Origin of the sequence: Novosphingobium mississippiense, assembly GCF_044029535.1 — a bacterium.
Classification (GTDB): Bacteria; Pseudomonadota; Alphaproteobacteria; order Sphingomonadales; family Sphingomonadaceae; genus Novosphingobium.
Genome location: NZ_CP147001.1, coordinates 1184270 through 1207224, shown reverse-complemented (window position 1 = coordinate 1207224; position 22955 = coordinate 1184270). Strand labels below are relative to the sequence as shown.

25 protein-coding genes and 2 tRNA genes are annotated in these 22955 nt (G+C 64.6%); 14 read left to right on the top strand and 13 right to left on the bottom strand.

Annotated elements, in window-relative coordinates; all coding sequences use genetic code 11:
* Positions 1-91: 91 nt before the first annotated feature.
* The 4 genes from WBP06_RS05630 (at position 92) to WBP06_RS05615 (ending at position 2978) form a co-directional block, all read left to right on the top strand.
* Positions 92-988 carry a helix-turn-helix transcriptional regulator gene (locus tag WBP06_RS05630; RefSeq protein ID WP_395332693.1) on the top strand — a complete coding sequence of 299 codons (897 nt, stop codon included), beginning with the start codon at positions 92-94 and terminating at the stop codon, positions 986-988.
* A 149-nt stretch (positions 989-1137) separates the two neighbouring features.
* On the top strand, positions 1138-2319 hold the full coding sequence (locus tag WBP06_RS05625; protein ID WP_395332691.1) for a sulfotransferase family protein: 1182 nt from the start codon (positions 1138-1140) through the stop codon (positions 2317-2319).
* 184 nt (positions 2320-2503) lie between these two features.
* On the top strand, positions 2504-2797 hold the full coding sequence (locus tag WBP06_RS05620; protein ID WP_395332689.1) for a hypothetical protein: 294 nt from the start codon (positions 2504-2506) through the stop codon (positions 2795-2797).
* Positions 2798-2846: 49 nt separating this feature from the next.
* Positions 2847-2978: a hypothetical protein gene (locus tag WBP06_RS05615; protein WP_395332687.1), complete on the top strand. Its 132-nt coding sequence runs from the start codon at positions 2847-2849 to the stop codon at positions 2976-2978.
* On the opposite strand, the gene WBP06_RS05610 is transcribed toward WBP06_RS05615, so the two are convergent.
* A complete protein-coding gene (locus tag WBP06_RS05610; RefSeq protein WP_395332685.1) occupies positions 2965-3747 on the bottom strand; it encodes a Coq4 family protein in 783 nt (260 codons plus the stop codon). The genes WBP06_RS05615 and WBP06_RS05610 overlap by 14 nt on opposite strands.
* Before the next feature lie 180 nt (positions 3748-3927).
* Here WBP06_RS05610 and WBP06_RS05605 point away from each other — a divergent pair, with 180 nt between their 5' ends.
* Positions 3928-4494, top strand: a complete 567-nt coding sequence (locus tag WBP06_RS05605) for a TetR family transcriptional regulator (RefSeq protein WP_395332683.1) — start codon at positions 3928-3930, stop codon at positions 4492-4494.
* Here WBP06_RS05605 and cofH read toward each other — a convergent pair.
* From cofH to cofE, 3 genes are read right to left on the bottom strand one after another with little or no spacing between them, the layout of a single operon-like run.
* Positions 4464-6782, bottom strand: coding sequence for a 5-amino-6-(D-ribitylamino)uracil--L-tyrosine 4-hydroxyphenyl transferase CofH (cofH, locus tag WBP06_RS05600; protein ID WP_395332681.1), 2319 nt, complete (start codon positions 6780-6782; stop codon positions 4464-4466). The two genes, WBP06_RS05605 and cofH, sit on opposite strands and share 31 nt — an antisense overlap.
* Before the next feature lie 11 nt (positions 6783-6793).
* The gene (gene cofD, locus WBP06_RS05595; RefSeq protein WP_395332679.1) at positions 6794-7738 is read right to left on the bottom strand and encodes a 2-phospho-L-lactate transferase; all 945 of its coding nucleotides are present in this window, start codon (positions 7736-7738) and stop codon (positions 6794-6796) included.
* Positions 7735-8517 (bottom strand): coenzyme F420-0:L-glutamate ligase, encoded by a 783-nt coding sequence (gene cofE, locus WBP06_RS05590; protein WP_395332677.1) that lies wholly within the window; start codon positions 8515-8517, stop codon positions 7735-7737. Before cofE ends, cofD begins: the two co-directional genes overlap by 4 nt.
* An 83-nt stretch (positions 8518-8600) precedes the next feature.
* On the opposite strand from cofE, the gene npdG reads away from it, so the two are divergent.
* From npdG to WBP06_RS05570, 4 genes are read left to right on the top strand one after another with little or no spacing between them, the layout of a single operon-like run.
* Positions 8601-9251 carry an NADPH-dependent F420 reductase gene (npdG, locus tag WBP06_RS05585; RefSeq protein ID WP_395332675.1) on the top strand — a complete coding sequence of 217 codons (651 nt, stop codon included), beginning with the start codon at positions 8601-8603 and terminating at the stop codon, positions 9249-9251.
* Positions 9248-9892: a 2-phospho-L-lactate guanylyltransferase gene (gene cofC, locus WBP06_RS05580; RefSeq protein WP_395332673.1), complete on the top strand. Its 645-nt coding sequence runs from the start codon at positions 9248-9250 to the stop codon at positions 9890-9892. The genes npdG and cofC overlap by 4 nt, the downstream gene beginning before the upstream one ends.
* A gap of 13 nt (positions 9893-9905) precedes the next feature.
* A complete protein-coding gene (locus tag WBP06_RS05575) occupies positions 9906-10763 on the top strand; it encodes an SDR family NAD(P)-dependent oxidoreductase (RefSeq protein ID WP_395332672.1) in 858 nt (285 codons plus the stop codon).
* A 19-nt stretch (positions 10764-10782) separates the two neighbouring features.
* Positions 10783-11703 (top strand): TIGR03619 family F420-dependent LLM class oxidoreductase, encoded by a 921-nt coding sequence (locus WBP06_RS05570; RefSeq protein ID WP_395332670.1) that lies wholly within the window; start codon positions 10783-10785, stop codon positions 11701-11703.
* 183 nt (positions 11704-11886) lie between these two features.
* Here the strand turns inward: WBP06_RS05570 and thiE are convergent, their stop codons facing one another.
* Both thiE and WBP06_RS05560 read right to left on the bottom strand, forming a co-directional pair.
* Entirely contained in the window at positions 11887-12525 is a 639-nt protein-coding gene (thiE, locus tag WBP06_RS05565) for a thiamine phosphate synthase (protein ID WP_395332668.1), read from the bottom strand.
* A 27-nt stretch (positions 12526-12552) separates the two neighbouring features.
* Positions 12553-13101: a hypothetical protein gene (locus WBP06_RS05560; RefSeq protein WP_395332666.1), complete on the bottom strand. Its 549-nt coding sequence runs from the start codon at positions 13099-13101 to the stop codon at positions 12553-12555.
* A gap of 143 nt (positions 13102-13244) precedes the next feature.
* Between WBP06_RS05560 and WBP06_RS05555 the strand changes: the two genes are divergently transcribed.
* Complete coding sequence (locus WBP06_RS05555) at positions 13245-13835, top strand: hypothetical protein (RefSeq protein WP_395332664.1); 591 nt, start codon at positions 13245-13247, stop codon at positions 13833-13835.
* Between the two features lie 57 nt (positions 13836-13892).
* On the opposite strand, the gene WBP06_RS05550 is transcribed toward WBP06_RS05555, so the two are convergent.
* From WBP06_RS05550 to tkt, 5 genes are all read right to left on the bottom strand, one after another.
* Positions 13893-14816, bottom strand: a complete 924-nt coding sequence (locus tag WBP06_RS05550; RefSeq protein ID WP_395332662.1) for a fructose bisphosphate aldolase — start codon at positions 14814-14816, stop codon at positions 13893-13895.
* Between the two features lie 57 nt (positions 14817-14873).
* Positions 14874-16001 (bottom strand): acyltransferase family protein, encoded by a 1128-nt coding sequence (locus WBP06_RS05545; protein WP_395332660.1) that lies wholly within the window; start codon positions 15999-16001, stop codon positions 14874-14876.
* A gap of 25 nt (positions 16002-16026) precedes the next feature.
* Complete coding sequence (locus WBP06_RS05540; RefSeq protein ID WP_395332658.1) at positions 16027-17226, bottom strand: phosphoglycerate kinase; 1200 nt, start codon at positions 17224-17226, stop codon at positions 16027-16029.
* Between the two features lie 297 nt (positions 17227-17523).
* Positions 17524-18531 (bottom strand): type I glyceraldehyde-3-phosphate dehydrogenase, encoded by a 1008-nt coding sequence (gap, locus tag WBP06_RS05535; protein ID WP_395332656.1) that lies wholly within the window; start codon positions 18529-18531, stop codon positions 17524-17526.
* A 16-nt stretch (positions 18532-18547) separates the two neighbouring features.
* The gene (gene tkt, locus WBP06_RS05530; protein ID WP_395332654.1) at positions 18548-20536 is read right to left on the bottom strand and encodes a transketolase; all 1989 of its coding nucleotides are present in this window, start codon (positions 20534-20536) and stop codon (positions 18548-18550) included.
* Between the two features lie 210 nt (positions 20537-20746).
* On the opposite strand from tkt, the gene WBP06_RS05525 reads away from it, so the two are divergent.
* The 4 genes from WBP06_RS05525 (at position 20747) to WBP06_RS05510 (ending at position 22430) form a co-directional block, all read left to right on the top strand.
* A complete protein-coding gene (locus tag WBP06_RS05525; RefSeq protein ID WP_395332653.1) occupies positions 20747-20932 on the top strand; it encodes a hypothetical protein in 186 nt (61 codons plus the stop codon).
* Entirely contained in the window at positions 20929-21294 is a 366-nt protein-coding gene (locus WBP06_RS05520; protein WP_395332651.1) for a cell division protein ZapA, read from the top strand. The genes WBP06_RS05525 and WBP06_RS05520 overlap by 4 nt, the downstream gene beginning before the upstream one ends.
* Before the next feature lie 303 nt (positions 21295-21597).
* Positions 21598-22212: a 5-formyltetrahydrofolate cyclo-ligase gene (locus tag WBP06_RS05515; RefSeq protein WP_395332649.1), complete on the top strand. Its 615-nt coding sequence runs from the start codon at positions 21598-21600 to the stop codon at positions 22210-22212.
* Positions 22213-22214: 2 nt separating this feature from the next.
* Positions 22215-22430: a DUF2842 domain-containing protein gene (locus WBP06_RS05510; RefSeq protein ID WP_395332647.1), complete on the top strand. Its 216-nt coding sequence runs from the start codon at positions 22215-22217 to the stop codon at positions 22428-22430.
* A gap of 163 nt (positions 22431-22593) precedes the next feature.
* Here WBP06_RS05510 and WBP06_RS05505 read toward each other — a convergent pair.
* Together WBP06_RS05505 and WBP06_RS05500 are read right to left on the bottom strand one after the other, a co-directional pair.
* Positions 22594-22670 (bottom strand) — tRNA-Asp (locus WBP06_RS05505).
* Between the two features lie 89 nt (positions 22671-22759).
* Positions 22760-22836 (bottom strand) — tRNA-Asp (locus tag WBP06_RS05500).
* Positions 22837-22955 lie beyond the last annotated feature (119 nt).

Here is a 22955-nt window from a genome sequence, read left to right as displayed (position 1 = left end):
GGGCATAGAAATCAGGCCTTATCCAAGCGTCAGGGACACGAATTCGGGCCATAGACCCGAGAAGCACCTGAGGCGTTCCGGAGAACGAGAGATGCCTGCCAGCACGGCCACCCCGCTGCCGACGATGATCGTGGACGCCGCCCTGTCCGCGCCCGGAATCCATGCCGAAATCGTGCGCTTCGACATTCCGGAGCCCACCGACACCCGCCACGCCGTGGGCCAAGGCTATCATGTAAACATGTGCCTCACCCCCCGCCCGCTGCAATCGCGCGGCGGTTATCGTGAGCGCTGGGGGCCGCATCGGTTCGAGCGACTGGGCGACGTCTTCGCGATCCCGCCCGGCGAATCGCTCTATATCCGGGGCGGCAGCGGACGGCAGGCATCGCTGGTCTGCACGATCGACGCGGCGCTGGTGCACGAACTTCTGGGGCGCGACCTGCCGTGGGACGATTCACACCTTGCCGCGGCGCTGGACATCGGCAGCGCGCAAGTCCGCGCCCTGCTGTTCCGCATCACCGCCGAAGTACGCCACCCCGGCCTTGCCTCGCGCCGGATGCTGGAACTGCTGGGCGGCGAACTGGCCATCGAACTCGGGCGATATGGTCTGGAAGTTTCCGAAAGGCCGATGACCGGCGGACTGTCCGGCTGGCGCCTGCGCGTGATCGAGGAACGCCTTGCCGGAGATCTGAATGCCCCGCCGCTTAAGGAACTGGCCGACCTGTGCGGGCTGTCGGTGCGCCAATTGACACGCGGGTTCCGCGTCAGCCGTGCCTGCTCGATCGGCGACTATATCGAACAGCGCCGCATGGAGGCAGCGAAGCGCCTGCTGATGGAGGGGGAGAGCGTGAAGACCATCGCCTTTTCGATGGGCTTTGCCTCGCCATCCAGCTTCACTTTCGCGTTCCGCCGTGCAGTCGGCGCCAGCCCCAGCACCTTCCGCCAGCGGCAGGGCCGCGCGCTGGCTGCAATGCCTTCGGTAGCGGCGTAAGACACCTGCCGGTCTTGGCCCGGATTCGACATATCGACCCGATCTGAGGCGCCTGCCGCATTGCCAATCGCCCCTGCGCACGGGCTATCCTCGTATCCATGAGGCCGCCGCAGCGGCCCGCAAAGAGACACGGGAAAGAGGATCACGCAATGGCCGAGCAACTCACGGCGGACCAGATCGTCGGCGACGCCCTCGTCGAGCAGGCGATGAAGGACACCGGCATCGATGCCTTCGACAACGACACCTGGCGCGAGGGCTTCGACGTCTTCGTGAACGACTTCAACGCCGGCATTTCACGCGGACAGTACACCGAAGGCGGCATCGCTCGCGCCACGGCGGACACGCTGCATTACCTTCGCGGCCGGCTGAAGATTTCGGACTATCTTCGCCAGAATCCGGAACTGCTCACCTGTCCGGTGGAACGCCCCGTCTTCGTGATGGGCGTGCCGCGCACCGGCACCACGCTGCTGTCCAACCTGCTCGCCGCCGATCCCGCGCGCCGCTCGCCGCTGACTTGGGAAATCGAAGATCCGGTGCCGCCAGTCGCCTCGAAGGACCTGCTCACCACCGACCCGCGCGCGCAGGCCCGTCTGGCGCAGGAAAAGGCGATGCTCGAAGCCAATCCGGCCATGGGCAAGTATTATCGCGGATCGGCCGTCTACCCGAACGAATGCGTGTTCTTCATGGCGCATGATTTCAAGACGCTGATGATCGATTCCAAGGGCAAGCTGCCGGAATACAAGGAGTTCATCTTCTCCTGCGACATGACCAGCGCCTATGAGTACCACAAGAAGTTCCTTCAGGTGCTCCAGCAGAATGCCGGCGGCGTCTGGAACGTGAAGAAGCCCAGCCACGCGCTGTGGCTGGAGACGATCTTCAAGGTCTATCCCGATGCCCGCGTGCTCTGGGCGCACCGCGATCCGTTCACGGCAACGGGATCGCTCTGCTCGATCATCTCGCTCAGCCACATGGCGCACATGGGCAAGCCGGACACGGCGTGGCTCAAGGAAAACTACACCTGGCAGGCGGCGGAGCACGCCAACCGCATCATGGATTTCCGCGACAAGCATGGCGAGGACAAGGTGATCGACGTCCACTACGCGGACATGACCGCCGATCCGATCGGCACGATGAAGAGGGTCTACCAGCAGCTGGGCGACGAATGGACCGCCGAGGCAGAGGCCGGCATCCAGCAGTGGGTGGACGACAACCCGCAAGACAAATTTGGCAAGCACGAATACAAGCTGGCCCAGTACGGCATCGAGAAGGCGGAGCTTGAGCCGCTCTTCGAACGCTATCTGTCGCGTTACGACGTGGCCCGCGAAGGCTGATAGAAGGCACCGCTCGGCAGGAATCCGGTATGGACCGGACACGAACTGCCGCCTGCCCAACCCACCTCGTCGCCCCCGCGAAGGCGGGGGCTCCGCTTTCTTCTAGCCACGCCGCAAGAAAAAGCGGGATCCCCGCCTACGCGGGGATGACGGAGATGGTGGACATGGAATTTAGGAGAGACTGATGCTCGAAGGCCGCCACTACCAGAACGCCTATGTCTGCGACAATCTGGAAGCCGGGATCGACCTATTCCGCGGGCGCGGACTGACCCGCGAACCGATGATCATTCCGGTGGACCAGCAAGTGCTTACCCCACAGGGGCTGAAGCGCCAGAAAGGTCGCATCTGCTTCATCTGGATCGGCGAACTACAGATCGAACTGATCGAAAACGAGATCGACGAAGTGGGGATCTACGCCAATTGCCTGTTCGAATGGCGGCCCGCTGCGCTTCCACCACATCTGCTTCGGCGTCGATGACTGGGCCGACTTCCGCAAGCGCGTGGACGCGCAGGAATTTCCGCTCGCCATGGAGCGCCCCGAGGGCGACGATCCCAACGCGCTGAAGTTCCTCTACCTCGATGCGCGCAAGGTCTTCGGACACTACATCGAATATACCTGGATGCCTGACGCGATGTGGCAGCAGATCAGGAAAATGTGATCGGCGGAAAGGAAACCGGCAACGTGCCGTCGGCTCGTACGGCGGCACGTCCCACCGACTCCCGCGCCGCGCGATAGGCGGTGGGCTCGGGAATGTTGAGCCGGGCCCGGGCCGCGTCCAGCGGCTCGGCAAGCAGGCGTTCGTAATCCTCGCCGGGTAGCCACGCTGCGTTCTTCCCCCGACGGTAGCCTTCGCGGATCGCTCGCCGCACCAGTTTGCCGCCGGGCACGCGCAAGGACTTGAGAGCGCCGCCCAGCGCAATGAAGGCCCAGCCCAACCCGCGGGTCTGCGCATAGGAGAACGCCACGAGGCACAGTTCTCCCAGCGGCTCGTCGGCGCGATATCCGGTGAGGATGTGCCAGATATCGTGCGTGTCCCGCATACGACGGCCGTACCAGAGGTAGGGATGGCGCACGTTGAGAGCGACGCCGTCGATCTGGCTCACTTCGGCCAGGCCATTGGCGGAATAGCCGGTCGCGCGCAGGAATTCGGCGTAGGCTGCGCCCACGGTGCCTTCGCCGAATTGCGCGACGAAGGCCGGATCGGAGAAGCGTTCGGCCAGTTCCACCCGCTCGTAGGCGATGCGCCCGCCATCCGCCGTGCGCAGCAGCCGCAGATAACCGGCCTTTGCCGTGCCCGCATTGAGCGCGCGCATGATGCGGAAGACTTGCTGCGTATCGTTGGCATCCGCCAGCAAGCGGCGCAGCGCCTTGAAGGCGGTAGCCCAGTCGCGACGGTCAGGGATCACGGTGGAGATATCCGATGTCATAATCCGTTCCTTGGCAAGAAGCCGATAACGATATTAATATGAGCAAAGCTCACGTTCTGAAACTCGCGTTCCGCACTGCTCATCATGACCTCAAAACCGCCCGAAAATCCGCCATTAAAGACGCGCAGGCCACGTCAGGGACGGGCGGTGCACAAAGTCGAACTCATGTTGGAGGCGGCCATGCGGCTGCTGCAAGACAAGGGCCACGAAGGCTTCACTACCAATGCCGTCGCCGAAACGGCGGGCGTCAGCATCGGTACGCTTTACCAGTACTTCCCAAACAAGGAGGCGATCCTCGATAGCCTGGCCGATCGTGAGATGGCCGCACTGTCGGATCGGATTCTGACCGTTCTGGCCGATCAGGCCACGGTATCGGTGCGAGAGCGCGTGGGCCTGATCGTGCGCGCCGTGACGACAGCCTATGGCGACCGGCGGCGCGTGCACCGGCTGCTGATGGAGCGCTCTCTCGCGCGCGGCACGCACCGTATGGCACCGCTGCTGGAGCATTTGACCGCCCTGCTCTCCTCGCCGTCAGGTCCGAACGCGCCCGGCGGCAACCGCAGGCTGACGCGCGGAGAAGCCTTCGTGCTGACCAACGCCTTCGTCGGCGTGCTGCGCGCGATGATCATGCGCCCCGAAACCGCGCCCGGCGACACCGAAATCGAGGATGGGCTGGTGCGTCTCGTGATGGGTTACGCCGATCTGGCTCATCCAGTTCAGGCCGGCTCCGGCACCACTTCGCCATAGAGGGTGGTGCGCTGCTTCAGCGTGCGACCGACACTTTCGGCAGCCTCACGCAGTTCGGCAATCGTTACGCCCTGGCCATGCGCCGCACCCGCTGCGCGGCTGATGCTCTCATCCATCAGCACGCCGCCCAAGTCGTTGGCGCCGGCCGCCAGCACGGCGGCGGCGCCGTCCATGCCCAGCTTCACCCACGAGCACTGGATCGAGTTGATCGCCCCGTTCAGCGCCAGACGCGCCACCGCGTGCATCATCACCGCCTCACGCCAGGTCGGCCCCTTGCGGCATTGTCCGCGCCGGTAGAACGGCGCTTCCATATGGACAAGCGGCAGCGGCACGAACTCCGTGATGCCCCCGGTATCGAGTTGCAGATTGCGCAGCGCCAGCAAGTGCCGCGCCCAATGCTCGATGCCTTCGAGATGGCCGAACATCACCGTGGAGGTCGTCGGCAGGCCCACACGATGCGCAGTGCCGACCACATCGAGCCATTCCTGCGTCGTCAGCTTGCCGGGGCATATCTGTTCGCGAATGTCGTCGCAAAGGATCTCGGCCGCCGTGCCGGGCAGCGAGCCCAGCCCCGCGTCCTTCAGCATCGCCAAATAGTCCCGCACCGGCATGCCCAGCGTCCGCGCGCCCTGGCTGACCTCCAGCGGCGAGAAAGCATGGACGTGAAGGTTCGGGCAAGCCTCCTTCACTTCACGCAGAATCGAAAGATAGGTTTCGCCGGTATAGCTCGGGTGGATGCCGCCTTGCAGACAGACCTCCGTCGCCCCGCGCTCCACCGCCTCGCGCGCGCGGCCGGCGACCTCGGACAGGTCCAGATTATACGGCTTGTCGCGGAAGCCCGCCTTGCTGCTCGTCTTGGAAAACGCGCAGAACGAACAGGTGTGGGTGCAGATATTAGTGTAGTTGATGTTGCGGTTGACCACGTAAGTCACGGTATCGCCGCTGACTTCCGCCCGCAGAGCATCCGCCGCCGCAACCACTGCCTGCGCCGCCGCCCCGCGCGTGGCGAAAAGCGCGACGATTTTGTCCTCACTCAAGGTCGCCCCGCTCGCCGCGCGATCAAGGATGCGGTGGAGCGAGGCTGCGACCGGGCCATCGTGATGATGCCCCAGCGGCGCGCGCACGCTGCCCGGCGCATGTTGATCGGCCAGCCCCGGGCTCCAGACGCTGTCGCGCGCCAACCCTTCGGCATCGGCATGGCGCAGCACCGCCGGACGGATCGCCGGATCGAGCCATGAGCGATCCTCGCCCGTGACGAAGCGCGGATAGACGGTAAGCCGCTCGACCAGCGGCAGGCCTTTGGCTGCGCAAATCCCGCGCAGACGCTCTACTTCAGGCCAGGGTGCTTCCGGGTTCACATGATCTAGCGTGACCGGCGAAATGCCACCCCAATCGTCGATCCCCGCATCGATCAGTTCGACCAAGCGCTCGTCATTAAGATTGGGCGGCGCTTGAACCGAAACCTCATCGGGCAGCAGGATGCGCGCGGCGGCGACAATGCGGAGAAAGTCGGCCTCGCTCGCTTCGGGCGCTTTCGCCATCTTCGTGCCCGGCTTGGGGCAGAAGTTCTGGACGATCACTTCCTGCAAGTGACCATGCTCAAGGTGCAGATCGCGCAGCGCGAGCAGCGCGTCGATCCGCTCCTCCGCCGTCTCGCCAATGCCGATCAGCACGCCGCTCGTCATCGGCACCTTCGCGCGGCCGGCCGCAGCGAGCGAGGCGATCCGCAAAGCCGGCTCCTTGTCGGGCGAGCCGTGGTGGCACATGCCCTTTTCCAGCAGCCGCTCCGAGGTGCTTTCCAGCATCAGCCCCGCCGACGCCGAAACCGGGCGGAGCATCCGGTAATCGTCTTCCTCCAGCACACCGGCATTGACGTGCGGCAGCAGGCCAGTCTCTTTCAGCACCAGTTCGGCGCAGTGGCGGACGTAATCGATCGTGCGGGTAAAGCCGCGCTCCGCCAGCCATTCGCGCGCGACGGCATAGCGGCGCTCCGGCGCGTCTCCCAGCGTGAACAGTGCTTCTCGGCAGCCCGCAGCGACACCGGCGCGGGCGATTTCCAGCACTTCCTCAGCCGTCAGGTAGGGCGCTTCCAGTCGCGAAGGCGTGGTGGCGAAGGTGCAGTAGTGGCAGACGTCGGTGCAGAGCCGCGTCAGCGGAATGAAGACCTTGGGCGAATAGGTCATCCGTGCCGGGCCGTTTGCGTCTCGTCTGGCCCTTGCGTGGGCTGTGACCTCCTCCAACGGAGCGCCCAGCAGCCATGCCTTCAGCGTGTGGCGATCGTCCTGCATCTGCTCACCCTTCAGATGCCCGCGATGGCAAGCACCTCCTGCGCGAGCCTTTCCCTGTCGGCGGCTTCGCGCATCATTGTCTTCGTCACGGTGACCTTCAGGCCCCGTGCCTGCAAACCAGAGACATCGGCCTCATCGGCATGATCGATCAAGAGGTGGTCGAGAAGATCGCTGTAGTGATGGGCGATGGCGTGGTTGCTGACGGCTTGCCCACGCTCGGCCAGCATCTTGGCGAGCGGGCCTTTCACCGAGGTGCCGCCAACAATCGGCGAGACCGCGATCAGCGGAACCCGTCGCGTCTCCAGCGCCTGTCGCACGCCGTCGATGGCCAGGATCGGATCGACGCTGAGGAACGGGTTGGAAGGGCAAATGACGATCGCGGCAAGGTCGGTCCGCGCCAGCGCCTCAGCCAGACCGGGCGACGGCTTGGCGCCGGGCGCCCCCTCGAAACGCACATCGGAAACGGGTGCAGCGCATTGATCTCCCACGAACCAGCGCTGAAAGTCGGTCCACCCCGCGTCGGTCAGGACTTGCGTGCGAACGGGATCGTCGCTCATCGGAACGACCCTGTGCGCGATGCCGAGTTCCCTCGTCAACCGCGCCGTCACTTCAGAAAGTGTCTCACCTGCGCGCAAACGCCATGAGCGGGCGATGTGCATGCCCATGTCGCGGTCGCCGAGGTTGAACCAGCCCTCTTCACCCAGTGCGCGGAGCATGGCCAAGGTCTGCCATGTCTCGTCCTTCACGCCCCAGCCACGCTGCGTATCGTTGAGCCCGGCCAGTGCATAAGTGACTGAATCTATGTCAGGACAGATGGTTAGGCCAAGATGCTCGAAATCATCTCCGGTGTTGACGACAAGCGTCAGATCCTCCGGCGCCATGACGGCAGCCAGCCCCGCCGCCAGCTTCGCGCCGCCAACACCGCCCGAAAGCGCGAGAATATGCTTGCCGCTCATCGGAACATGTCCTGCTCGATAGGCCGCAGCCCGCTGGCCGCGCCCGGCCCGTCTTCCTCGGTAACCCAGCGTTCGCAGCCGCGCACGAGCGCGACCGGGGTGCCCTCGGCGCCTTCGCCCATCGCCAACGCCGCCATGGCGGCAACGGAGTCGGCAATGCCGATCACGGTCGCCTGAAGCGTACGGCCATACAGGTCCTGCGCGCGGCCGCGGCGATCCTCCAGCACGGCCAGTCCCGCACAGCCGATGGCAGTACCCAAAGTGCCGATCCGCCAGGCCCGCCCCATTGAATCCGCGATCACCACGCCGATCCGAACTTCAGACAATACCTGAACTTCGTGCCGCAACGCCCGTGCGGATGCATCGGGATCGAGCGGCCAGAGCAGCACCCGCCCCGCATCCCCGCCTTCGACATTCGATGCATCGATCCCGGCGTTCGCCAGCACATGCCCGGTACGATGCGCCGCGATCACCGCCGCCGGGGTGCGACGCAGGATCTGGGAACTCTCCTCCAGTATCGCCTGCATCATCTCCGGCTCACGCCCGGTTGCGCGCGAAAGCTCATGCGCTTCCTCAGAAGCCGTGAACGTATGGAGATCGCGTGCGCGGCCCTCTACCTTGGAGACGATCTTCTGCGCCACCACCAAGATATCGCCATCGCGGAACCGGTCGCCTTCAGCCTCAAGGCCTACGCATATCGCTTGCGCAATCGACATTCCGGTAGCGAACATGGGCAATCCGGCGAGCGGTCGCACGGTCAGTTCTGGATTTCGCTTCATCGATCCTCCCGAACGCCTGTCTAGAGCCGCCACGCTGGAAACGACAATGACAACGACCAAGAATTCGCGGGAGAGATAATCTGATGGCAGCAATCGCGGTGATCGGCGGAACCGGTGCACTCGGCAGGGGTATCGCGCGAAGGCTCGTCAGGGCGGGGCATCAGGTGACCATCGGCTCGCGCACGGCGGACAAGGCCCGTGCGACGGCCGCGGAACTGGGCGCCGCCGGCCATGCCGAGAATGGTGAGGCCGCCAAGGGCAAGGACGTGGTGATCGTTGCCGTGCCACACGCCTCGCAGGGCGATACCTTGCGACAGATCGCCGGTGCGGTGGGCAATGCCGTGGTCGTCGATACCACCGTGCCGCTGGTGCCGCCCAAGGTCATGCGCGTGCAGCTTCCGGCCGAAGGCAGCGCCGCCATGCAGGCGCGCGACCATCTTGGCCCGGACGCCCGGCTCGTCACCGCGTTCCACAATGTCTCGGCCCATCACCTCGACAGCGACCATGCGATCGACTGCGACGTGCTGGTCTTCTCGGACGATGTAGAGGCGCGCCAAACGGTGGTGGACCTTTGCCCCGGCATGGGCCTGCGTGGGCTCTCCGGCGGGGCTCTGGCCAATTCGGCGGCGGCCGAGGCGCTGACCTCTATCCTCATCTACATGAACAAGACCTACAAGGCCGACGGGGCCGGAATACGCTTCACCAACCTTACCGCAGCACCTGAGGTGCCGTGAGCTGCTGGGCGCTCATCCCGGTCAAGGCGCCCGGGTTGGGAAAGACCCGGCTGGCCTCCGCCCTCGATCCCGACGAGCGCGAGGCGCTGGTCTGCGGAATGCTGCGCCACGTGCTCGACACGGTGAGCGGGTGCCGCGCCATCCAGCGCGTTTGCGTGTTGGGACCGGCGCGGCCCAATCTGGGCAGCAAGGTGCTGCGCTTCGACGATCCGGGGCCAGACCTCAATGGTGCGCTGGAAAGCACGATGTCGGCCATCACCGCCGCCGGGCCGGAGCGGATCGTGGTGCTTCCCGCCGATCTGCCCTGCCTGGGCCTGGCCGATGTCGAACGCCTTGCCACGCTGCCCGCCGATACGCTGGGCATTGCGCCGGACCGGCACCGCACCGGCACCAATGCGCTGTCGCTGCCATTGCCGGCAGGGATATGGTTTCCTTTCTCCTTTGGTGAGAACAGCTTCTCAACCCATTGTGAAAACGCGAAAAATCGCAACCTTACCGTGGAGACGATCCTCTCCTGCGGACTGGAGAAAGATATAGACGACCCTCTCGATCTCGCTGATGCTGTTCGCGTTCTAAGGCGCGTCTACAACCCGGAAATCGACGGTTGGCCACGCTCCGGAGGCCGAAAACGGCCCATTTGAAGGGAGAACGGGTGTGGATGGCTCAGTCATCGACCTGACGGGGAAAGTCGTGTTCGTCACCGGCGGTGGCGGCGGCATCGGGCGTTCCGTTGCGCTCTGCATGGCCGACATGGGCGCGGACGTGGCGATCCTGGACGTGATCCCCGAACGCTGCGAGCAGATGATCGAACTGGTGGAGGAACGCGGCCGGCGCGCCCTCTGCATCGCCGGCAATGCCATGGATATGGAGGTCGTGCAGAATGCCGTCAGCGAGGCGGCGCGCCATTTCGGGCGACTGGACGTGCTGGCCAACAACGTCGGCGGTGTAACACGGCGCCCCTTCGCGGACCTGACCGAGAAGAACTGGCGGCGGCATATCGACCTCAACCTGGTATCCAATCTGGCCGCAACGCAAGCGGCGCTACCGATCATGATCGAGAGCGGAAACGGCGGATCGATCATCAACGTCACCAGCATCGAGGCCTCTCGCGCGGCCCCGGGATACGCGGTCTATGCCGCGTGCAAGGCCGGGATCAACAACCTCACCCGCACGCTGGCGGTGGAACTGGCCCACCATGGCATCCGCGTGAACGCCATCGCGCCCGACTACACGGTGACGCCCGGTACGCGCGGACAGTTCGCCGGGCCGGTCGATCCGGAACTCTGGCATCGGCCCACGCCTGCGCAGGAAGAGGCGATCCGTCGCCGCATCCCGCTCGGCCGTGCGGGAATCGATGAAGAATGCGGCCGCGTCTCCGTGTTCCTGGCCTCCGACCTTGCCAGTTACGTCACCGGCACGATCATCCCGGTCGATGGAGGAACCTGGGCCTCTGGTGGATGGGTGCGCAACGATCATGACGACTGGGTGCTGCCGCCCGAAGCGGCCGCCTGAACAAACGAAAGAGCCAAGCATGACCTTCACGCTCAGCACCAGCCTGCCCTTCGACCGGGTCGACAAGCCGCAGGAATACGGCACCATGGAAGCCGTGCACGAGATTGCGCGCACCGTGGAAAAGGCGGGCTTCTATGCCGGCACCGTCACCGATCACCCCGCGCCCTCGACCCGCTGGCTGGATGCGGGCGGGCACTATGCGCAGGACCCGTTCGTCATGCTTTCCATGCTGGGCGCGGTGACGACCAAGCTGCGCTTGCAGACCAACATCCTGGTCCTGCCCTATCGCAACCCCTTCGTGGTGGCGCGCGGAGTATCCACGCTCGATCACTTCACCAATGGCCGCGTGATTCTGGGCCTTGGCGCGGGGTACATGAAGGCGGAATACAAGGCGCTGGGCGTCGATTTCGATAGCCGCAACGATCTGATGGACGAGTACATCACCGCCATGAAGCTGGCCTGGACCGGTGAGGATTTCACCTTCGAAGGCACCGGCTACACCGCACTGGGCAACCGCATGCTGCCGACGCCGGCGCAGAAGCCGAACCCGCCGCTGCTGGTGGGCGGCAATTCGAAGCGCGCACTGCGCCGCGCTGCCGAGATGGGCGACGCCTGGCACCCGTTCTTCGTGCCCAAGTCCGTCACCGACACCGCCCGCACCGCCAATCTGGAGGGTGACGAGGATATTAGCGAAGCCATCGCCTACATGCACGCCCATGCCGAGAAGATCGGCCGCGCGGAGCCGCCGAAGGTCATCGCCTCGTCCACTTATTCGATCAAGCCGGGCTGGAGTGCGCAGGAAGCGCTAGACCACTTCGCGCATCTGAAATCGCTGGGCATTCATGGTGCCGGGGCGACGGTCTATGCCGAAACGCGCGCAGAATACTGCGAGCTGGCGTTGAAGTTCGGCGAGGATGTGATCGCGAAGATCGATTTTTGACCGGCGGGGCGGTGGACGCCCCAACCTGGCCTTTCACCACAACACTCCGTCGCCCCCGCGAAGGCGGGGGCCCCGCTTCCTTCGCGCCGCCGATGAAGAACAAGCGGGATCCCCGCCCTCGCGGGGATGACGAGGTTCTATTGGGCTAGTTTAGCGGTCATCGGGCGAACGCCCGCGTCCGCCTCAGGCCATCGCGCCGGTAATCGCCTCGTGGAAGGCCTTCACCGCAGCCGCTTCGTCGCCGTTCCACACCGCGCCCGAAACCGCGAGGAAATCCGCGCCCGCCGTCACCAACGGCGCGCAGTTCTCCGGGGTGATGCCGCCGATGGCGACGCAGGGAATCTCGAAGATCGCCTGCCACCATTCCAGCAGGTCCAGCCCGGCCATATGCTTCACGTCCTTGGTGGTGGTCGGGAAATATGCGCCGAACGCCACGTAGTCCGCCCCTGCTTCACCTGCGTCCATCGCGAGATGGCGGCTGTTGTTACAGGTCACGCCGATCTGCGCATCCCGGCCGAGCGCGTTGCGCGCTTCCTCCACCGTGCCGTCTTCCTGCCCCAGATGCACGCCATCCGCGCCAAGGCGCTTGGCGAGGCTGGTGGAATCGTTGACGATGAACGCCGTATCGCGGTCAGCGCAGATCTTCTGCAGCGGCTCGGCCAGACGGGCGGCCTCATGCTGGTCCACGTGCTTCACGCGGAACTGGAACGCCGCAACCGGCCCGGCGTCCAGCGCGCGGGCAAGACGGTCGGGGAAACCACCCGTCACGTCCAGCGGGGAAATCAGGTAAAGCTGCGTCGGTTCGCGTTCGTTCTCTTCCATGTGCGCGCACCTAGCCTTTCGCGAGGCTCAGGAAAAGACTTCCTCTTCGAAGTGCGCATCTTCGCGCTCACGATTGACGGTCCTGAGTGCGGCCACCGCAAACAGCACGATCGTCAACCGCAAGACCGCGTGCAGCGCTTCGGCTGCGGTGTCGAGGCTCCAGCCCGGCGCGGTCAATGCAAGGTAGATGCCGGTTGCAGCGGCAAGACTCACTCCGCCGATCAGCACGCGCACCAGCACGCGCGATGGGCGCCAGACCAGCAGGACGGCCAGGGCGAAACCGGCCAGGATGTCGATCGCCATCGGCATGGGGATCAGGTCCGTGCGAAAGACATCGGCCATCAGCCAGAAGGTTTCGCCCGCCAAGAGGGCAATCGCACGGCGCAGCATCGGATCGAGCGAGGGGCGAAACAGCGCGATCAGCTTCGTCGCCACCAATGCGGCAAAGAACGGCGGCAGAACCAGAACCAGCACGTTGTCAGGCAGGACCAACGGCGCAACCTTCACCGACACCACGGCCGCGATCCAGAGCAGAGTCGGTGTGCGAAGGCCGATCGATTTCGTGAAGTAATTCATGGTTTCCCCGATGGTCAGGATAGATCCTAACCATCTCGTCCATCGCCGAAAAGCACCATTCGTTCGGGACAGGTTCAGGCCCGGCCGATAGGTTCGGCACGGCATTGGGAACCACAAGTCCGTTCAAGCTATGTGGGAGGAACATGAAAAGACGCGCAGCGACGCCCGCCCTTTCGCCCATCGTCACGCTGGCCCTGCTCGCGTTCGCCATGGCCGGATGCCGTATCATTCCCGAAGGAGGAGGAACGTCCTACTCCACGCCAGCCTCCCCTCCTGCGCAAGCCATTCCTCAGCGACCGGTTGAACCGCCGCCGCCGGCCCCCGCCTACACGCCGCCGAGCAATCCGGTCTCGCCCGCAGCTGAGCCCATGCCCGCGCCGGAACCGGCAACCGCCCCACCTGCGCCGTCAGGCCCTTATCAGGGCCCGCCGCTGGCCTATACCCGCATCGGCGAGACAGTCTTTGTCGATGGCCCCAAGGTCACACCGCTTTCGCTGATCGAGGACAGCCGATGCCCGCAAGGCGTGCAGTGCATCCAGGCCGGGCGCCTGAAATTGCGCGTGCGTGTCGATCTCGGCTCCGGCTCTCACAAGATCGACATGACCTTGGGCCAGCCCGTGCAGATCGCTGACGGTGCGCTGGAACTGCGGGACGCGCAGCCCGGTCCGGTCGCCGGCAAAAAGCCCGCGCCGTTCGCCTATCAGTTCGGGTTCCGCTTCATGGGCGGCATCTGAAACGAGAAAGGGCGGCGCCTTGCGGCACCGCCCTTTCCTATCGCGTGATCGGAAAGATCAGGCGGCCGCCGCAGCGTCCACCTTCTGGGTCGAACCCTTGTAGATCTCGTCGATCGCGTCGCTCAGCGCGGCGTCGAACTCGGCATCGCTCATCTGCGAGCGCAGGTCCTGCAGCAGCGCGCGGCTGAAGCTGGCGATGATGCCCTTGTTCTTGGCCAGCTCGGCGCAAGCCTCGGGACGCTCGTAACCGCCCGAAAGCGCCACGACGCGCAGCACCTTGGGGTGCGAGACGAGCGGATCGAACGTGCCCGGCACGATCGGCAGCGAAAGCTTCAGCATCACCCGCTGGCCTTCCGGCAGCGCGTCCAGGTTCTTGAGGATTTCGGCGAGCAGGATCTTGTCGCACTCGGCGCGGGTGGCGCTCTTGATGTTCACCTCAGGCTCGACGATCGGCATCATGCCGTGCGAGAGGACCTGCGCAGCGATCTCGAACTGCTGCTTGACGACAGCGGCGATGCCTTCGGCATTAGCCGAATTGATCACCGAACGCTCCTTGGTGCCGAACACGCCCAGCGCCTTCGAACGCTCCAGCAGCGCGTCGAGCGTCGGCATCGGCTTCATCAGCTGCACGCCGCCAAAGCCGCCAAAGCCTTCGTCCTCAAGCCCCTTGTCGACCTTGATGAACGGCACCACGCCCTTGGCGATCAGCGCCTGCGGGGTGGGAACGCCGTTCACTTCGCCGTCCATCGTGCGTTCGAACAGGATCGCGCCGAGAACCTTGTCCCCGGTGAAAGAGGGCGACGAAATGATGCGCGCGCGCATCTGGTGGATCAGGCCGAACATTTCCTCTTCGGTCGACCAGGCGCCTTCTTCGATGCCGTAGCCCTTCAGCGCCTTCGGGGTCGAGCCGCCGCTCTGATCGAGCGCGGCGATAAAGCCGTTTCCGCCGGCTATCTTGGCCGCCATCTCAGAAAATTCCATGGGTTTCTCCTCCTAGATTTGCTCCGGCGAACCGGAACGAAACGGTATGTCCGCGCCTCAAGGCAGCGGATGGGCGGCCGCATGACGCATCTGCCGCGCCTTTTCGCGGCGGCGCAGCAGGCCGGTCAGCAGCGTACGGGCCGGCACGTCGATCCAGCGCACGCAAAGCCAGGCGATGGCCAGGCACGCGCCAAGGAACACGAAGGCCATCAGCACGGCATCGTAATGCAGATCGTCCTTGAAGTAACGCATCGGCTCGATCACCGCCCAATGGACGGCATAGAGCGCGAAGGACACCTCGCCCACGAACCACGCGCTGCGGGCGAAACGGCGGGACGGTTCCACGCGCGAACCACACCAGACCAGCAGCGGCGAAAGCACCAGCGCGCAGGCAAGGTCGTATTGGGTGGTGGAAATGAACTGCGGGTCGGCCATCAGCATTGCCGCTATGGCGACAAGGCAGGCAACGCCAGCCCACGTCGCCGGGCGGTGTTCAGGCTGCGGCAGTCGTGCGATCAGCATCCCCGCGCCGAACGAATAAAGCGTACGCGCCAATGCGATAGGCCATTCGTGCCAGACCGCGCCGATGTTGCCCGATCCGTTCTCCAGCACCGCCGGCACGAACCACGCTGCGGACAAGGCGCAGACCACCGCAACGCCAAGGCGCGGCAGGCGGAACAGCAGCACGATCATCGCAAGATTGGCGACCAGTTCGTAGAACAGCGACCAGGCCGGCACGTTCAGCGGAAACAGCGTGTTGGTCAGCGGCGACGGCAGCATGAGCGCATTGATGCCGGTGCTGATCAGAATGGTCTTGAGGCTCAGCGCGGTATCGCCTCCACTGTGCAGTCGGGCCAGCCCCACCACCGTCGTCAGCGCAACGCCCACGAGGAACAGCGGATAAAGCCGGACCAGGCGCTTCAGCATGAACTCGCCGGTGCCCATGCCCGCCTGCCAACGCGGCAGGTAGCTGGTGGCGAGCACGAAGCCCGAAAGCGCAAAGAAGAAGTCCACCGCCACATAGCCGTGCGGGGCCTGCGAGATGTTGAAATGGAACAGCGCGACGGCAAGCGCGGCGATCCCGCGCATGCCGTCGAGCGTTACATAGCGGCCGTGCCACGGCGGGCGCGGGCCCTGCCAGCCTTGCGGCCGGCCCTGAGCAGCAACATGGACCGGAGTGTTCATGCGCGCCGCCCGCCCTTTGCCGCGATCAGGCTTCGAGAGCCGCCACGCCGGGCAGTTCCTTGCCTTCCATCCATTCCAGGAAGGCTCCGCCCGCGGTCGAGATGTACGAGAAGTCGTTCGCCACGCCCGCGTGGTTGAGTGCCGCGACCGTATCGCCACCGCCGGCGACCGAGACCAGCGACCCTTCGCGGGTCAGCGCGGCCGCCGTCTTGGCCAGGGCCACCGTCGCCGCGTCAAAAGGCACCGTCTCGAACGCGCCGAGCGGGCCGTTCCACACCAGCGTGCGGCAGGTCTTCAGCACGTCGCTCAGCGCTTCCACCGCCAGCGGGCCGACGTCGAGGATCATCTCGTCCGCCGCCACTTCGTGGACGTTGCAGGTTCGCAGCGACGGCGGATTGGCGGCGAATTCCTTCGACACCACCACTTCGTAAGGCAGGTGCACGGTGCAGCCCGACTGATCGGCGGTTTCGAGAATCTCGTTCGCGGTGCCGGTCAGGTCATGCTCGCAGAGCGACTTGCCCACGTCCACGCCCTTGGCGGCGAGGAAGGTGTTGGCCATGCCGCCGCCGATGATCAGGTGATCGACTTGGGTGACCAGGTGCTTCAGCACGTCCAGCTTCGACGATACCTTGGCGCCGCCGACCACGGCCGCAACCGGCTTTTCCGGCTTGCCCAGCGCCTTTTCCAGCGCTTCAAGTTCGGCCTGCATGGAGCGGCCGGCATAGGCCGGCAGCACGCGGGCCAGACCCTCGGTGCTGGCATGGGCGCGGTGCGCGGCGGAGAACGCATCGTTCACATAGAAGTCGCCATTCGCGGCGATCGCCTGGACGAGTTCGGCGTCGTTCTTCTCTTCACCCTTCCAGAAGCGGGTGTTTTCCAGGATCGCGATGTCGCCCGCGCGCAGGATGCCGACGGCCTGCTTGACCACGTCACCCGCCACTTCCGGCACGAACATCACTTCCTTGCCCAGCACCTTCTCCACCGCGCCGACAACCATGGAAAGCGACATGCTGGGCACGCGCTCCCCCTTGGGGCGGCCGAAGTGGGCGAGCAGGAGGACCTTGGCGCCCTTCTCCGAAAGTTCGAGAATGGTCGGGGCAGCAGCGCGGATGCGGGTATCGTCGGTAACGACGCCGTCCTGCATCGGCACGTTGAAGTCCACGCGCACCAGCGCAACCTTGCCGTTCACGTCACCAAGATCATCAAGGGTCTTGAAAGCGCTCATCGTTCGATCCTTATCTCGTCGACGGCGGCAGATTCACCGCACCAACCGCCTGATCCAGCAAATTCCGTCATTGCGAGCGTAGCGAAGCGATCCAGAGCGCGCGCGGGCTGCCCTGGATCGCTTCGCTACGCTCGCAATGACGAGGAAGGATTGCATCCTTCTCCCGATACACTGCGCCGCGAAAGTCCCGGTGGGGACTTCCGCGGCGACAGTGGTGGGGCAGACCGCCCGCCATCGGCATCAGCACGGCTCCTCCTCCGCGCGACGCCAACGGGGCGATCCGCCGCCATCAGCTCCTCAGAGCAGGCCCGCCATCACGCCGGCCGTGTCGACCATGCGGTTGGAGAAGCCCCACTCGTTGTCGTACCACGACAGGACGCGGACCAGCTTGCCTTCCAGCACGGCGGTCTCGAGGCTGTCGATCGTCGACGAGTGCGCGTCGTGGTTGAAGTCGATCGAGACCAGCGGCTCTTCGGTGTAACCAAGCACGCCCTTCAGTTCGCCCTCAGCCGCTTCCTTCAGCAGCGCGTTGACTTCCTCGGCGGTGGTGTCGCGCTTCGGCACGAAGGTCAGGTCGACGACCGAGACGTTCGGGGTCGGCACGCGGATCGACGAACCGTCCAGCTTGCCCTTCAGGTCCGGAAGAACGAGGCCCACGGCAACGGCGGCGCCGGTGCTGGTGGGGATCATGTTCATCGCGGCGGCGCGGGCGCGGCGGGGATCCTTGTGGATCTGGTCGAGGATCTTCTGGTCGTTGGTGTACGAGTGGATCGTGGTCATCAGACCGCGCTCGATACCGATCTTCTCATGCAGAACCTTGGCGAAGGGCGCGAGGCAGTTGGTGGTGCACGAGGCGTTCGACACGACGACGTGCTCGGCGGTCAGCTCCTTGTGGTTCACGCCGTAAACGACGGTGAGGTCCACGCCCTTGGCCGGGGCCGAAACGAGAACGCGCTTGGCGCCCGCGTCGATGTGCTTGCCGGCGCTGGCCTTGTCGGTGAAGAAACCCGTGCATTCCAGCACGATGTCCACGCCCTGCGCGGCGTGCGGCAGGTTCGCGGGATCGCGCTCTGCCGTCACGTGGATGCGCTTGCCGTTGACGACCAGATCGTTGCCGTCAACTTCCACGGTACCTTCGAAAGTACCGTGGACGCTGTCACGCTTGAACAGGAGAGCATTGGCCTTGGCGTCCGCCAGGTCGTTGATCGAAACCAGCTCGAGGTCATGGTCCGTGCGTTCGAGAATGGCGCGGGCCACATTGCGCCCGATGCGTCCGAAACCGTTGATCGCAACCTTGGTCGCCATAGGTAAATTCTCCTGTTTACACGCTAAGCTTGTTGAGGATCTTCGGGACGATCGCTTCGACGGTGAAGCCGAAGCGAGCGAACAGGTCCTTGGCCGGAGCCGAGGCACCGAAGCGGTCGAGACCGATGTTCAGGCCGCCATTGCGGCTCTGTGCGGTATAGCGTTCCCAGCCCATGGTGACGCCGGCTTCGATCGAAACCTTCAGGATCGACGCGTCATGGGGCAGGATTTCGTGCTGGTAGGCTTCACCCTGTGCGGCGAAGAGTTCCATGCACGGCATGGACACCACATCGGCACCGATGCCCTGCGATTCAAGCTCCGCACGGACCTTGACCGCAAGTTCGACTTCCGAGCCGGTGGCGATCAGGATCACCTTGCGATCCGCCTCTGCATGGCGAAGCGTGTAGGCGCCGCGGGCCGAGAGCATGTCGCCGGTCTTGCGCAGCTGCGGCAGGTTCTGGCGGGTAAGCGCCAGCACCGAAGGCGTATCCTGCGATTCCAGGGCGACGTTCCAGCATTCCGCCGTCTCGATCACGTCGGCCGGGCGGAATACGTAGAGATTCGGGATCATGCGCATCGACATGACATGCTCGACCGGCTGGTGGGTCGGGCCGTCTTCGCCAAGGCCGATCGAATCGTGGGTCAGCACGTAGATCGCGCGGGTCTGCTGCAACGCCGACAGGCGGATCGCATTGCGGCAGTAGTCCGAGAAGATCAGGAAGGTGCCGCCGTAGGGGATCACGCCGCCATGCAGCGCCATGCCGTTCAGGGCCGCGGCCATACCGAATTCACGGATGCCGTAATAGACGTAACGGCCGCCGTAGTTGTCCGGAGTGAACGGTTCCTGGCACTTGGCCTTGGTGTTGTTCGAACCGGTAAGGTCGGCCGAGCCGCCGATCATCTCGGGGATCGCCGGGGCCAGCACGTTCAGCCAGTTTTCCGAGGCCTTGCGGGTGGCGACGGTGGATTCGCCTTCCAGCCATTCGGCCAGCTTGGCGCGGATCGCATCGGTTTCCGGCAGTTCGCCGGCCATGCGGCGGGTGAACTCGTCGGCCTTGTCCGATGCGGCGAGGCGGGCGAACCATGCCGCGTTGGCGGCGGCGCCCTTTTCACCGAGCGAGCGCCAGTCGGCCAGGATTTCGGCAGGCACTTCGAACGGAGCCGAAGTCCAGCCCAGGTATTCGCGGGCAGCGGCCACCTCGGCATCGCCCAGCGCGGAACCGTGAACGTCGTGGCCGCCCTGCTTGTTGGGGGCGCCCTTGCCGATCACCGTCTTGCAGGCGACGAGCGTGGGCTTGTCCGACGCGGCAGCCTGGGTCAGCGCGCGTTCGATATCGGCGAAGTCATGGCCGTCGCACTCGAACACGTCCCAGCCCGAAGCGCGGTAGCGCGCCGGGATGTCTTCGCTGGTCGAAAGCGAGGTGTCGCCGTCGATGGTGATCTTGTTGTCGTCCCACAGAACCTTCAGGCGGCCCAGCTTCAGCGTGCCGGCCAGACCGATGGCTTCGTGGTTGATGCCTTCCATCAGGCAGCCGTCACCGGCGATCACCCAGGTGCGGTGATCGACCAGATCGTCACCGAACGTGGCGTTCAACTGGCGCTCCGCCATCGCCATGCCCACGGCCATGGCCACGCCCTGACCCAGCGGACCGGTGGTGCATTCCACGCCTTCGATCAGGAAGTTTTCCGGGTGGCCGGCGCAGACCGAGCCCAACTGGCGGAAGTTCCGGATGTCGTCCATCGTCGGGCTGGCATAGCCGGTCAGGTGGAGCAGCGAGTAGATCAGCATCGAGCCGTGGCCGGCGGACAGCACGAAGCGGTCGCGATCGGCCCACTTGGGCTGTGCGGGATCGAACTTCAGGAACTTCGAGAAGAGGACGGTGGCAACATCGGCCATGCCCATCGGCATGCCGGGGTGGCCGCTGTTGGCGGCCTGAACCGCGTCCATGGAAAGCGCCCGGATGGCGTTGGCCATCGGCGCGAGACGGTCGGCTGCAAGAGTCATCGGGTGGCTCCGGTAAACGGAAAAAGGAACGATTCGGCTTGCCGACCCCCTTTAGGGAGAGGCCAGCGGGCGTCAAGTTCACCCGCACCGCAATCATGCGTGGCCCTCGGACAATCGCGTGGTGGCACAAACTCTTCGTTTCGTCGAAGCAATTGTCGGCAAACCGTGCCGATTTCTTGCCTTTTTGCGGTTTCGCGGTAACCGAGTTCCATGAATGAAGTATCGATCGGACAGGTCGTCGAACGGATCGAGGCGGCGCTGGCGCGTCTCGACCGGGCGATCCCCGAAACAGTAGAGCAGCGGGCGCGCGATGCGCGTCTGCGGATCACGGTCGAACACGCTCTGGGCGAACTCGACGAACTGCTGGCGCGCCCTGATGCGAAGATCCGGCCATGAGCAACGTCAACCTCACGATAGGCGGACGCGGGTTCACGCTGGCCTGCGCGGATGGCCAGGAAGGCCATGTCGAGTATCTCGGCCGGTTGATCGACGACAAGGTCGCCGCGGCCGGTGCCGTGGGCCAGACCGAGACACGGATGCTGCTGTTCGCGGCGATCATGCTGGCGGACGAAGTGCATAACTTGCGCGAAGCGGCGGCGGCCAAGGCGGTTACTGCCCCCCCTCCGCCCGTCGAACCGGCTCCGACCCCGGCTCCATCCGCCGAATTTCCGCCGGAAATGGCCGCACGACTGGGCGCCATTGCCGAACGCATCGAAAATCTTGCCGACCTCCTTGAGGGATCGGGCAAGACCTCCTAATTAGGGGGGGACGGGATCTGCCCGGCACGAGCCGTTCGAACATCCCTGAGGCTATAAGCAAATCCAAGGGGGCTGTCCCTGTCTGGACCCTGGTCCGGAATACATGGTCCCCACCTGACGTGAAGGCGTCAGAGGATTTCTAGGCAACCGACCCATGGTGGACCCGTCACCCCTTCCCGAATGTTCCGTTCGGGGATTTAGCCTCCCCCCTCGAAAACTCGCCCTTTCCAACATGTGTCATGTTGGAAATCCAATATGCCGATCGAGAGCACAGATGTTACTTTGCGGCTCCGAATGCCAGGAATGGGATTACCGGTGGATTCGACACACCCCCTCTCCCCCGCCACCGAAAAGGCGGCGCTTCGCAAGCAGCATCGCGCCGCCCGCGCCGAGTATGTCGCCACGCTTCCGCAAGGATTGCGTGCGCTTGTGCTGAACCGTCCGCCCGCGCCGGTGGCCGAAATGATGCCGGAAGGGCTGACCATCGGCCTCTACGCGCCCGTCGGCGATGAAGCCCCGGCCTTCGGCTGGGCACGCTGGCTGTCGGAGAATGGCCGCAGGGTTGCCCTGCCCTGGTTCGAATCGCGCGAATCGCCGATGGAATTTCGCCGTTGGGACAACCCTTTCGACGAGGAGCAGCTGACGATCGGCCCCTGGGGCGCGCTGCAGCCGCTTCCCGAAAGCGATCCGGTGGTTCCGGCCATCGTCATCGTCCCGCTACTGGCCTTCACGGCCGAAGGGCATCGACTGGGCCAGGGCGGCGGCCATTACGATCGCTGGCTCGATGCCAATCCCGACGTGCCCGCAATCGGACTTGCCTGGGACTGCCAGTTGGCCGAAACCCTCCCGCTGGAACCGCACGACCGCATCCTCGACGCCGTCGTGACGCCGACCAGAATATATGAGGGAGAGATCTGACCTTGCGAGAGACACCGACTCTCAGAATCCCGCTTGGCGTGCTGGGGCTGTTCGCGGTCCTGATCGCCTATGGCCTGCTGATCGCACGTTATCTGGCCCCAGTGATGGCCGATTGGCATCCGCTGTTCCAAACGCCAGTCTATGTCATTCTAGGTGTCGTCTGGATATTGCCGCTGAAGCGGTTCCTGATCTGGATGGAGACCGGGCGCTGGGGGTGATTCCCCGGCGCTTTTATTTTCGCCTCGCGATTCCTTTTCGGCCGCTTCGCCGCCCACCTTAGCCCCTGTCTTCACGTTGACATGAGTCGCGCAGACAAAAGAAAAGGCCGGGTGTGAACCCGGCCTTTTTCGTTTCATTGCTTTACCATTTCCATGAAGGAAATGGCGCGAGTGACGGGGCTCGAACCCGCGACCTCCGGCGTGACAGGCCGGCACTCTAACCAACTGAGCTACACCCGCGCAGCAATGTATGTGAGGTTTTTAGACTACCTCAAGTCGCTGGTTTACCAGCATTTTCCCTACCTGTCACAGACAGGGAATTTCCCAAGTGGCGCGAGTGACGGGGCTCGAACCCGCGACCTCCGGCGTGACAGGCCGGCACTCTAACCAACTGAGCTACACCCGCGTTCTTGCGTTTGCGTCCGCTTGGGAGCCGCGCCTCTATGGCAGGCACCCCACCCTGTCAACGGGAATGACCCGAACAATGAAAAGTTTTTATCCACACCCCGAATTTTCTCCCGGCCA

Bases quoted from the DNA above. Each gene is read 5' to 3' on its own strand.
- WBP06_RS05630 (WP_395332693.1), top strand. From the start codon at position 92: ATGCCTGCCAGCACGGCCACCCCGCTGCCGACGATGATCGTGGACGCC.
- WBP06_RS05625 (WP_395332691.1), top strand. From the start codon at position 1,138: ATGGCCGAGCAACTCACGGCGGACCAGATCGTCGGCGACGCCCTCGTC.
- WBP06_RS05620 (WP_395332689.1), top strand. From the start codon at position 2,504: ATGCTCGAAGGCCGCCACTACCAGAACGCCTATGTCTGCGACAATCTG.
- WBP06_RS05615 (WP_395332687.1), top strand. From the start codon at position 2,847: ATGGAGCGCCCCGAGGGCGACGATCCCAACGCGCTGAAGTTCCTCTAC.
- WBP06_RS05610 (WP_395332685.1), bottom strand. From the start codon at position 3,747: ATGACATCGGATATCTCCACCGTGATCCCTGACCGTCGCGACTGGGCT.
- WBP06_RS05605 (WP_395332683.1), top strand. From the start codon at position 3,928: ATGCGGCTGCTGCAAGACAAGGGCCACGAAGGCTTCACTACCAATGCC.
- cofH (WP_395332681.1), bottom strand. From the start codon at position 6,782: ATGCAGGACGATCGCCACACGCTGAAGGCATGGCTGCTGGGCGCTCCG.
- cofD (WP_395332679.1), bottom strand. From the start codon at position 7,738: ATGAGCGGCAAGCATATTCTCGCGCTTTCGGGCGGTGTTGGCGGCGCG.
- cofE (WP_395332677.1), bottom strand. From the start codon at position 8,517: ATGAAGCGAAATCCAGAACTGACCGTGCGACCGCTCGCCGGATTGCCC.
- npdG (WP_395332675.1), top strand. From the start codon at position 8,601: ATGGCAGCAATCGCGGTGATCGGCGGAACCGGTGCACTCGGCAGGGGT.
- WBP06_RS05570 (WP_395332670.1), top strand. From the start codon at position 10,783: ATGACCTTCACGCTCAGCACCAGCCTGCCCTTCGACCGGGTCGACAAG.
- thiE (WP_395332668.1), bottom strand. From the start codon at position 12,525: ATGGAAGAGAACGAACGCGAACCGACGCAGCTTTACCTGATTTCCCCG.
- WBP06_RS05560 (WP_395332666.1), bottom strand. From the start codon at position 13,101: ATGAATTACTTCACGAAATCGATCGGCCTTCGCACACCGACTCTGCTC.
- WBP06_RS05555 (WP_395332664.1), top strand. From the start codon at position 13,245: ATGAAAAGACGCGCAGCGACGCCCGCCCTTTCGCCCATCGTCACGCTG.
- WBP06_RS05550 (WP_395332662.1), bottom strand. From the start codon at position 14,816: ATGGAATTTTCTGAGATGGCGGCCAAGATAGCCGGCGGAAACGGCTTT.
- WBP06_RS05545 (WP_395332660.1), bottom strand. From the start codon at position 16,001: ATGAACACTCCGGTCCATGTTGCTGCTCAGGGCCGGCCGCAAGGCTGG.
- WBP06_RS05540 (WP_395332658.1), bottom strand. From the start codon at position 17,226: ATGAGCGCTTTCAAGACCCTTGATGATCTTGGTGACGTGAACGGCAAG.
- gap (WP_395332656.1), bottom strand. From the start codon at position 18,531: ATGGCGACCAAGGTTGCGATCAACGGTTTCGGACGCATCGGGCGCAAT.
- tkt (WP_395332654.1), bottom strand. From the start codon at position 20,536: ATGACTCTTGCAGCCGACCGTCTCGCGCCGATGGCCAACGCCATCCGG.
- WBP06_RS05525 (WP_395332653.1), top strand. From the start codon at position 20,747: ATGAATGAAGTATCGATCGGACAGGTCGTCGAACGGATCGAGGCGGCG.
- WBP06_RS05520 (WP_395332651.1), top strand. From the start codon at position 20,929: ATGAGCAACGTCAACCTCACGATAGGCGGACGCGGGTTCACGCTGGCC.
- WBP06_RS05515 (WP_395332649.1), top strand. From the start codon at position 21,598: ATGGGATTACCGGTGGATTCGACACACCCCCTCTCCCCCGCCACCGAA.